General features: G+C 40.7%; 8 protein-coding genes. All 8 read left to right on the top strand.

What is annotated here, in order from left to right; genetic code table 11:
• Positions 1 to 1,282: 1,282 nt before the first annotated feature.
• The 8 genes from ACJAZP_RS13085 to ACJAZP_RS13050 all read left to right on the top strand — a co-directional run bounded on the left by ACJAZP_RS13085 (position 1,283) and on the right by ACJAZP_RS13050 (position 9,277).
• Positions 1,283 to 2,209, top strand: a complete 927-nt coding sequence (locus ACJAZP_RS13085) for a M14 family metallocarboxypeptidase (protein WP_415231181.1) — start codon at positions 1,283 to 1,285, stop codon at positions 2,207 to 2,209.
• Positions 2,210 to 2,414: 205 nt separating this feature from the next.
• Positions 2,415 to 3,014 carry a protein-disulfide isomerase gene (locus ACJAZP_RS13080; protein ID WP_415231180.1) on the top strand — a complete coding sequence of 200 codons (600 nt, stop codon included), beginning with the start codon at positions 2,415 to 2,417 and terminating at the stop codon, positions 3,012 to 3,014.
• Between the two features lie 181 nt (positions 3,015 to 3,195).
• Positions 3,196 to 4,461, top strand: coding sequence for a mechanosensitive ion channel family protein (locus tag ACJAZP_RS13075; RefSeq protein WP_415231179.1), 1,266 nt, complete (start codon positions 3,196 to 3,198; stop codon positions 4,459 to 4,461).
• Between the two features lie 549 nt (positions 4,462 to 5,010).
• Complete coding sequence (gene ppdK / locus ACJAZP_RS13070; protein ID WP_415231178.1) at positions 5,011 to 7,671, top strand: pyruvate, phosphate dikinase; 2,661 nt, start codon at positions 5,011 to 5,013, stop codon at positions 7,669 to 7,671.
• A 67-nt stretch (positions 7,672 to 7,738) separates the two neighbouring features.
• Positions 7,739 to 8,158 carry a cation-transporting P-type ATPase gene (locus ACJAZP_RS13065; protein ID WP_415231177.1) on the top strand — a complete coding sequence of 140 codons (420 nt, stop codon included), beginning with the start codon at positions 7,739 to 7,741 and terminating at the stop codon, positions 8,156 to 8,158.
• The gene (locus ACJAZP_RS13060) at positions 8,061 to 8,318 is read left to right on the top strand and encodes a hypothetical protein (RefSeq protein ID WP_415231176.1); all 258 of its coding nucleotides are present in this window, start codon (positions 8,061 to 8,063) and stop codon (positions 8,316 to 8,318) included. The genes ACJAZP_RS13065 and ACJAZP_RS13060 overlap by 98 nt, the downstream gene beginning before the upstream one ends.
• A gap of 110 nt (positions 8,319 to 8,428) precedes the next feature.
• Positions 8,429 to 8,977: an HAD-IC family P-type ATPase gene (locus ACJAZP_RS13055; protein ID WP_415231186.1), complete on the top strand. Its 549-nt coding sequence runs from the start codon at positions 8,429 to 8,431 to the stop codon at positions 8,975 to 8,977.
• Positions 8,978 to 9,031: 54 nt separating this feature from the next.
• Positions 9,032 to 9,277 (top strand): cation transporting ATPase C-terminal domain-containing protein, encoded by a 246-nt coding sequence (locus ACJAZP_RS13050; RefSeq protein WP_415231185.1) that lies wholly within the window; start codon positions 9,032 to 9,034, stop codon positions 9,275 to 9,277.
• Positions 9,278 to 9,425: the final 148 nt, after the last annotated feature.

Below are 9,425 nucleotides of genomic sequence, written 5' to 3'. Positions count from 1 at the left end.
CGCCGATGGTAGTGTGGGGTCTCCCCATGTGAGAGTAGGTCATTGCTAGACTCCTAATAAACGAATAATCCCTGTTGACTAACGTCAGCAGGGATTTTTTCGTTTAAGCGCTTGGTGCGATGACTACTCGAACATGGGTAATAAAGAGCTGCCACTCAGTGGCATTCAATCCATGTGATAGTAGGGCGAGTATTGCGCAGCAATGGTTTACGAGCGGATGATCTCTGCGAATCCTGACCATTGCTAGACTCCTATTTAAAAAGGCCCCACTGGTTAGTTCCGGTGGGGCCTTTTTGCTTTTTAGTATTTATGACAGTGGTACCATCAACGTCAAACAAAGTTTCCACTATTACAGTGAACTTCTTTATACTGCTAGCATAAGGGTTTCACTTTCATTCTCCTCCGGACCAAGATACCTTGCTTTCCTTCCCATTCCGAACTCAGCAGTGAAACGCAATTGCGCCGATGGTACTGCAAGTATCGCGATAGTGATGGCTCACGAGCAGGTGATACCAAACGCATTAATAAAGTGATCTGATTTACTATTTAAAATTGATCATAAATTTAATGGCTGTCTTACTTGAACGCCAACTAGCACCAACCATGACAACAAACGCATAGTTAGTAGGGCGCATTCTATGCACCGATTTTGCTGCCCGCGGTGCATAGAATGCACCCTACCGATAACACCATATCAAATGCATTAATAAAGTAATCAGATTTACTATTCAAAATCATACCGACGGCTTTGTGAGCGTAAATTTTTCCTTTGAAGCAACTGATCATAAATTTAATGCTTTTGGTATGAGCTCTGCGAATCCTGACCATTGCTAGCTTTTTGCACAAACTAATCACCTGAACCTCGCACAAGCTGGACAATTAAATCCAGATAAATCCCTGTTGACTAACGTCCGCAGGGATTTTTTGGTTATTGCGGATTTAGATTTTGACCCATTTTAGCATGGGGAAGGTAGACTGCATGCCTTAGGAATTTGATATTTTTATCTACAGCCTGCAGGATCTGTTTTTCTAATTTCGATATTTATCATGCAGATAATGCTATGCTTTCCAGTCAGACTCTTTACACGATTGTGATGATTGAATATGAACGGCAAAATAAGATGACCATAAAATTTATGGACTCATTAATTTGCAGGTGATTTTAAGCAATACCAAATAGTAGTGGAATTGGTACAATTAGATTGTTTTATCATCGTTCTATCTGAATAGTATAGATCTGCGTATTTTGTAAACTCACGAACCTCGGCAGTAAGGCGATACAATGAAAGATCAACAAACTGATTTATTAACTTCACATTCCAAAAAATGGCAAATGGAAGAAAAATTAGCCTGGTTAAAAAAACAGACAATTAAACGTTCATATCAAAATGACGTATTGAAAAAAATCACCGCTTTAGCAGAAGAGTTTACTGTTGAACAATATGGTGAACTTTGTTATTCGCCCTATCACTATCCACTTTATATCGTGACAACCCGTACCTGGGATAATAATAAACCTTCAATTTTGATAACCGGCGGGGTCCATGGTTATGAAACCAGCGGAGTCCATGGGGCCATACGTTTTATTGAGCAACATGGGCTAAAGTATGCAGAAAAATTCAATATTGCTGTCGCCCCCTGTATTAGTCCGTGGGGTTATGAAACGGTTAACCGCTGGAATGTGAATGCGACAGATCCAAACAGATCATTTTATCAATCAAGCCCCTCTCTTGAGGCCTCTCAGTTGATGGAATATGTTAAAAAACACAATCTAAATTTTATGACTCATATTGATTTACATGAAACTACGGATACCGATAACACTGAGTTTAGACCTGCTTTAACGGCCAGAGATGGCGTTGAGCAAGAACTTACGGATATTCCCGATGGTTTTTACCTGGTTGCCGATATCAATAATCCCAAGCATGATTTTCAACGTGCTATTATTGAATCGGTTAAAAAAGTGACCCATATTGCTCCTGCTGATGTAAACGGAAAAATTATTGGAGAGTTTGTTAGCCAGGAGGGTGTTATTCATTATGACACCAAAAAATTAGGGCTGTGCAATGGTTTTACCAACGCTCTCTATTGCACAACAACAGAGGTTTATCCCGATAGCCCGATGGTTACAGGAGAAGACTGTATCAATGCGCAGGTTGCGGCGGTAACAGCCGGGCTTGATTATTTAATTAAGCGCGATCTTATTTAATTAATGGGTGTAATTAAATTGACCGGGTAAATATCCTATTCAGGATTGCATCGGTCCTTAATAAAGGGATAATAGCAAATCCATTGGTTTGCTGCGTTTTTAACAAAAAGTGAACAGCTATCTATCAGGTAACCAGTTGTATTAACATATACCTTAATCTGTGACCCTCAGGTTTCAAATCTATTTATTTAAAAGGATTAATTGAATGACCCCCGAATTGTTTTTTATATATGATTCACACTGTCCGTGGAGCTACGCGAGCACTGCTTTAGTTAATGAAATTGAAAAATCATACCCTGAAATGACAATCCACTTATGGCATTGTGCTCACTATAATGGCAGTGATAGTGTCGGCCATGAGAAGATGGAACGGGTAGCAAAAGAAAGTACAGTGAAATTTGGCCAACAGTATAAACGTTTTGTTGATAGTCCTAAAAATTCGATTATGACAGCTAACCTAATGGCTTGGTTGCAAAATAAACAACCAGAGAAAGAATTAGGCGTCTTAAATGCGTTACAAAAAGCTCATTTTATTGAAGGTAATCCCTTTGGATGTAAGCACGATTTTATGGATATTATCGAGCAATTTAAGTTATCACCACCTAATAAAATATTCAAAGATGAATTAACCAATGAATCTGAATATACCTTGTCCGATATCAGTGAAGTTCAAGAGTTTATGAAAACCACCGACTTTCCCGCTTTATTGTTAACAGTGGATGATAAAGCGGTATTATTGAACCATTCACGGTATTTAAGCAAACCTAAAGCGATGATCGAGGCGGTAAAACAGGTGTTAGCTTAAAATATAAAAATTGCTGTACTTTGTTAGCCTTACAATATAATTGTAGGGCTTTTTTGTTGATAAGCGCTTATAAATAATGCGATTATTCAACAAGTAAGATGCTCTTTGGCGTTTATTTTATTGTAAAAACAAAGAACAGCTATTTACATTATGAATAAACATTAAAGGATAAGGTTAATTAATGATTAATGCCGTTATTAATAAGTACCAAACTATTTTTTCAGATCAACTGTTAGCAACAGACATTTCAATTATCTCAATGCTGTTAATGCTTATCTTGATCTCGGTGATCGCTAATTATATTACCAAAAAAATAATCACTGTTTTTTTTAAAAAAATTGTTGATAAAACCAAAAGTCAATGGGATAACATTTTTTACCACTGTCATGTATTTTCCCGTTTGTCCCACTTGATACCCATTTTGGTATTCAGTGTGGGCTCAAAAATGATTTTTCCAGCAGACACTTATCCGCTGTTATTGGAAAACATTCATAAATTTACTTCATTGTATTTGATTTTTGCTTTTGCCTTTGTGATTCATAGTCTGCTGGCTGCATTTGATACTATTTACCGTACCTTCAAAATGTCAAAGCATCGCCCAATCAACAGTTATATCCAAGTGTTAAAAATTATCCTGTGGATTTTTACAGTACTTGCCTCCATCTCACTTCTGCTGAACAAGGATCTTTGGGCCCTATTTTTAGGTATGAGCGGAATGATGGCGATCATTATGCTGGTATTTAAAGATACTCTCCTTGGACTCGTGGCCGGTATGCAGATTACTGCCAATGATATGTTACGTCTTGATGACTGGTTGGAAATGCCAAGTCGTGGTGCTGATGGTGACGTGATTGATATAACCCTTAATACGGTTAAGGTAAGAAACTGGGATAAAACTATCACTACCATTCCTACCCATGCTTTGATTTCTGAGTCGTTCAAAAATTGGCGGGGAATGTCTGAGTCGGGAGGGCGCAGAATCAAGCGTTCGATTTCAATTGATATGAGATCGGTAAAATTTTGTGACCAAGAAATGCTCCAGTCTTTTATGAAAATTGATCTGCTTAAAGATTATTTACTTAAGAAACAACAAGAGATAGATACTTATAATAAAGAAACAGGAAACGATTTAAGTAACCTTGTTAATGGCAGGCGGCTCACTAACATAGGTACCTTTAGGGCATATCTATCCGCTTATTTGAGAACAAACCCTAAAATTCATAAGCAGTTGACTTTCATGGTGAGACAGCTAGCACCAAGTTCTACGGGCATACCCATTGAGGTTTATGTTTTTAGTAACGATCAAGACTGGGTTAATTATGAGGGCATTCAAGCGGATATTTTTGACCATGTTTTAGCTGTTATTCCTGAGTTTGGCCTACGCGTTTTTCAGGATCCCATTGGTTCTGATTTTGAAAACGCGTTCAGTCGATCCGCTGATAATTAAACAATTTTTTGGTACTTTTGTGGCGTTGTTGATTACCAGGTTCTGCTCAGTCAATAACGCCACTATCCTTATACCCTCACTATCGTTAAAGTTGCATACTCGATTGGTGGACGCGAAAATCTGCTCTTTCCTTTAAAAAAATTAAAACCCTTAAAGTCACTAAGTCTGCCGATATTTTTCCTTCAGTATCAGTTCTAGCCAGCCATTCATAAAAAGCACCTAGTAATAGCAACTATTTTGCATTTTTTCCATTCGTACTCATACTTGATAAGTAGATTGATATTTGATCATTAATTTACCTTGTCGTGCTGAAAATCACTTTTTTAAAACAGACTGTAATCTATTATTTTATTTTGAAAAGGGATGATGACTGCACCAATATTTCTATAATCAGGGGATAAATTTAAGGTTAAGTAAAATAAAAAAGCGCATTTATTAGCTGTTAGTTGCCGTATCAACCTGCTGTCTTTTGTCGTGGTAATCTATCCTTAGTGCATTTTATTTACCGGCCTTATTATTTTTCTGGTTAGAAGTTAAGAGGCAATAATCATGGAAAAATATGTTTATTTATTTACTAAAGGCCAGGCTGACGGGGATCGCTCGCAACGCGAATTACTCGGTGGAAAGGGGGCCAATCTCGCCGAAATGGCCGCAATTGGTCTGCCCGTTCCTTCCGGATTCACCTTAACCACCGAAGTCTGTAAGTCATTTTATCAGCACGATCGTCATTACCCTGAAGGCGTGGATAAACAAGTTAATGAGGCACTTAAAAACCTTGAGCTGCAGATGGCCAAAGGTTTTGGTGATCCGCTTAACCCTTTATTGTTATCCGTACGCTCCGGCGCACCCGCCTCTATGCCCGGCATGATGGATACAGTACTTAATCTGGGTCTTAATGAGCAGACGGTGCAGGGACTTATTAAACTGAGTGGCGATCCGCGTTTTGCCTTTGATTCCTATCGACGCTTTATTCAGATGTACGCAAACGTTGTCAAAGGTGTGAATAGTGACATTTTTGAAAAGCTATTAGCGGATAAAAAACACGCAAGAGGTCTGCAAAATGATAATGAGTTAAGTGCCGAAGACCTGCAGCAGTTGATTACCGCATTCAAAGATAGCTATCGGCAGGTACTTGGCCTTGATTTTCCAACTGATCCGCAGCAGCAACTTTGGGAAGCTATCAGCGCTGTATTTGGATCCTGGATGAATCCTCGAGCGGTGACTTATCGAAGATTAAATAATATCCCGTTCCATTGGGGAACTGCGGTCAATGTGCAGGCGATGGTATTTGGCAATATGGGTAATGATTGTGCAACCGGCGTTGCATTTACGCGCGATCCCTCAACGGGAGAAAATTATTTTTACGGTGAGTTCTTAGTCAATGCTCAGGGAGAAGATGTTGTTGCCGGCATCCGTACGCCGCAACCTATTAACAAGGCTAAATTTAAACTCGGCGATTTGCCGGCATTGGAGGATGTTCTGCCGGAGTGTTACGCACAACTTTTGGAGCATCGTAATACCCTGGAAAAACATTTCCATGATATGCAGGATATTGAGTTCACTATCGAATCCGGCAAACTGTATATGCTACAAACTCGAACCGGTAAAAGAACGGCTCAGGCCGCTATTAGGATTGCGGTGGAGATGGTTGAGCAAAAATTAATTAATAAACGCGAGGCGGTATTAAGGGTCTTACCTGAACAACTGGAGCAATTACTGCATCCTTCCATTGATCCCTCCGTGGACAAAAATATCATCGCCAAGGGATTACCCGCTTCCCCCGGTGCTTGTAGTGGCAAAGTGGTATTTAATGCCGATGAAGCTGAACAGCAAAAAAGACTAAAGGAGAGAGTCATTCTGGTTCGGATTGAAACTAGTCCGGAAGATATTCATGGTATGAACGCTGCACAGGGTATTTTAACCTCGCGTGGCGGCATGACCTCACATGCCGCTGTTGTCGCTCGTGGTATGGGAAAAAGCTGCGTCGCAGGTTGTGGAGATCTGCATATTGATTACGAAAAACAGGTGATGGTCACCAAGTCAGGGTATACTATCAAGCGCGGGGATATTATTACTCTGGATGGTGCAACCGGTGAAGTGATTCTTGGCGAGGTAGCAAAAGTACAACCGGCAGTCAGTGGAAACTTTGGCACCTTAATGAGTTGGGCCGATAAATTCCGTACCCTTAAAGTAAGAGCCAATGCCGATACTCCCCATGATGCAAAGGTTGCACGCGAGTTTGGCGCAGAGGGCATCGGTTTGTGTCGTACTGAGCATATGTTTTTCGACGTTAAACGGATACAAGCGGTACGTGAAATGATTGTGTCTGCTGATTTGCAAGGACGCGAAAGGGCGCTAGCGAAGATAATGCCGATGCAGAAAAGTGACTTTATCGGGCTTTTCCGGGAGATGAAGAGAATGCCTGTCACCATTCGCTTATTGGATCCGCCATTGCACGAATTTTTACCGCAGAATGACGATGATATTGCCGATCTTGCGGCTGTTGCCGGAATGCGTTTTTCGGAAGTGAAAAACCATGTTGAAGAGCTGCATGAATTTAATCCGATGCTCGGTCATCGTGGTTGCCGGCTCGGGCTTACTTATCCGGAAGTATACAACATGCAGGTTCGCGCTATTATGGAAGCCGCCTGTGAACTGGTTAAAAATGAGCATTATGAAATCGTTCCGGAGATCATGATTCCGCTGGTCGCTGATGTTAATGAGTTGAAGGTTCTGCGCGAAAAAGTAACCCAAGTAGCAGAGCAGGTAATGGCCGCTTATGGGGTTAAAGTCGATTACCAAATTGGCACTATGATTGAATTGCCGCGGGCTGCCCTGTTGGCTGATCTGATTGCTCTGCATGCTGATTTCTTTTCCTTTGGCACCAATGATCTAACCCAGACTACCTATGGTTTGTCACGCGATGATGCGGGACGTTTTTTGCCTTATTATATAGAAAATGGGCTGTTTTCAAGTGATCCATTTATCAAGTTGGACCGCGCCGGAGTTGGCCAACTGCTGAGAATGGGAACCGAAAGAGGCAGAAAGGCTCGGCCCGGTTTGAAAGTAGGAATCTGCGGAGAGCATGGAGGAGAACCTTCGAGTGTTGAATTTTGCCATCAAATTGGTCTCGATTATGTCTCCTGTTCACCGTATCGGGTTCCTATTGCGCGTTTGGCCGCCGCCCATGCAGCTTTAAAAGATAAATAATTTAAAACGCTTGGTAATTATTTTACCCGGCGTTTTATGTGACAAGCGTACTGAGGCATCATTTGCTATGTATATAGACGCTAAACAACAGGGGCTCAGCTCATTAGATGCGGCTCGGCTGTTGCAGGAACACGGTGAAAATCGTCTTCCCTCCTCAAAGCCGAGCAGTCTCATTATTATCTTTATTAAACAATTTATAAGCCCCTTTATTTATATTTTATTAGTCGCTGCAATTGTTTCCTTTATGGTGAAACAGATTCCCAGTGCTGTTTTTATTATTGCAGTGTTATTTATTAACGCCATTATCGGCACTATTCAAGAGTATTCCGCACAAAAATCAGCACATGCACTTAAGCAGATGATCAAAGGGTCGGCACGCGTTATTCGCGATGGTAATGCGCAGACCATTAACGCCGAATACGTTGTTCCGGGGGATTTACTGTTTTTATTTTCCGGGGGATTTACTGCTTTTATTTTCCGGGGATAAGGTCGCTGCGGATATTGAGCTGCTAGCGTCACAGGATCTTGCCGTTGACGAATCTATGCTTACTGGAGAATCTTTAGCCGTCGCTAAAAACACCCACACCAAAGTGAAAAAAGAGGCCCCATTAGTGATCAATTTAACCGCTGTTTTGCCGGCAGCATAGTTACTCACGGACGCGCACAGGGAATCGTTATCAATACCTGTCTTAATAATGAGATAGGCAATATTGCCACTCATTTTTCTGCGCAAAGGATTTAAGAACCACCTCTATTAATACGGATGCGGAAATTCACCTATAAAGTGGCCTTTGCCATTACCCTTTCAATACTGATATTAATTTTTTTGATGCTGTTGATCGGCGGTTACCAAACAGAACAAATAGTGATGATGGCTATTTGTCTGGCAGTCTCAACCATCCCCGAAGGTTTACCCGCAGCGCTAACCGTTGCTTTGGCAATAGGGATGAGGCGCATGGTCAAGCATCATGTGATCATTCGAAAATTAGTCGCAGTGGAAGCGTTTAGATCTTGTACTTTTATCTGCTCAGACAAAACCGGCACCTTAACGGTCAATGAGCTAACCATTCAGCAGGTTGTTTTGCCTGAAGGTGATATTTATAAGGTCTCAAGAGGAGGTGTTGCTGGTGGTAAAATAGAAGGTCAGAATATCATGCAGCTTAGGGAACTTTGTATTACCGGCGTATTAGCTAATGAAAGCCATTTAGATTATTCGGGAGGAGAGTGGGCATCGGATGGGGGTACTCGCTTTTACCATTTTTTCCTATTTAATCAAAATGGAAAGCGATCTGCAAGATGCACGTAATATGACTTTAATGTTGATGGTTCTTTTTGGCAATATTCATGTTCTTTCCAGCCGATCAGAAAAAAATCACTTTTCAGAATGCCCTTATTTTCCAAACCATTATTAATATTAGCCGTCTCCATTGCGCAACTTATTCATATCGGGGCGATGTATACTCCAGTACTGAATAATGTGCTGCAGATTCAGGCAATTACAGTTGAGCAGTGGGGGGAATTATTGTTGCTTGCTTTTATCCTGCTTTTTACCGAGGAGATGCATAAATATTTTGTGAGGGAAAAAACCGCAAATAATAAAAGTTAACAAAAAAAGTAGATCTTAAATCGAAGTTATTATAAAAAGGAAAGGGTAAGTCAGTTTACTTCAAGCCAAGATGTGCCTTTTATAACGCGTTTTATTAATGGCTAAGTTAGAATATTCTAGACGAATAATTTTGCTTATGTAGAATACC

Source organism: Psychromonas sp. (assembly GCF_047632955.1).
Lineage (GTDB): Bacteria > Pseudomonadota > Gammaproteobacteria > Enterobacterales > Psychromonadaceae > Psychromonas.
Note: the sequence above shows the minus strand (reverse complement) of the source record. Positions and strands in the feature narration are given on the sequence as shown.

What these genes read in the sequence shown, in the direction of transcription:
- ACJAZP_RS13085 (WP_415231181.1), top strand. Translation starts at nt 1,283, where the DNA reads ATGAAAGATCAACAAACTGATTTATTAACTTCACATTCCAAAAAATGG.
- ACJAZP_RS13075 (WP_415231179.1), top strand. Translation starts at nt 3,196, where the DNA reads ATGATTAATGCCGTTATTAATAAGTACCAAACTATTTTTTCAGATCAA.
- ACJAZP_RS13080 (WP_415231180.1), top strand. Translation starts at nt 2,415, where the DNA reads ATGACCCCCGAATTGTTTTTTATATATGATTCACACTGTCCGTGGAGC.
- ACJAZP_RS13060 (WP_415231176.1), top strand. Translation starts at nt 8,061, where the DNA reads ATGGTAATGCGCAGACCATTAACGCCGAATACGTTGTTCCGGGGGATT.
- ACJAZP_RS13065 (WP_415231177.1), top strand. Translation starts at nt 7,739, where the DNA reads ATGTATATAGACGCTAAACAACAGGGGCTCAGCTCATTAGATGCGGCT.
- ppdK (WP_415231178.1), top strand. Translation starts at nt 5,011, where the DNA reads ATGGAAAAATATGTTTATTTATTTACTAAAGGCCAGGCTGACGGGGAT.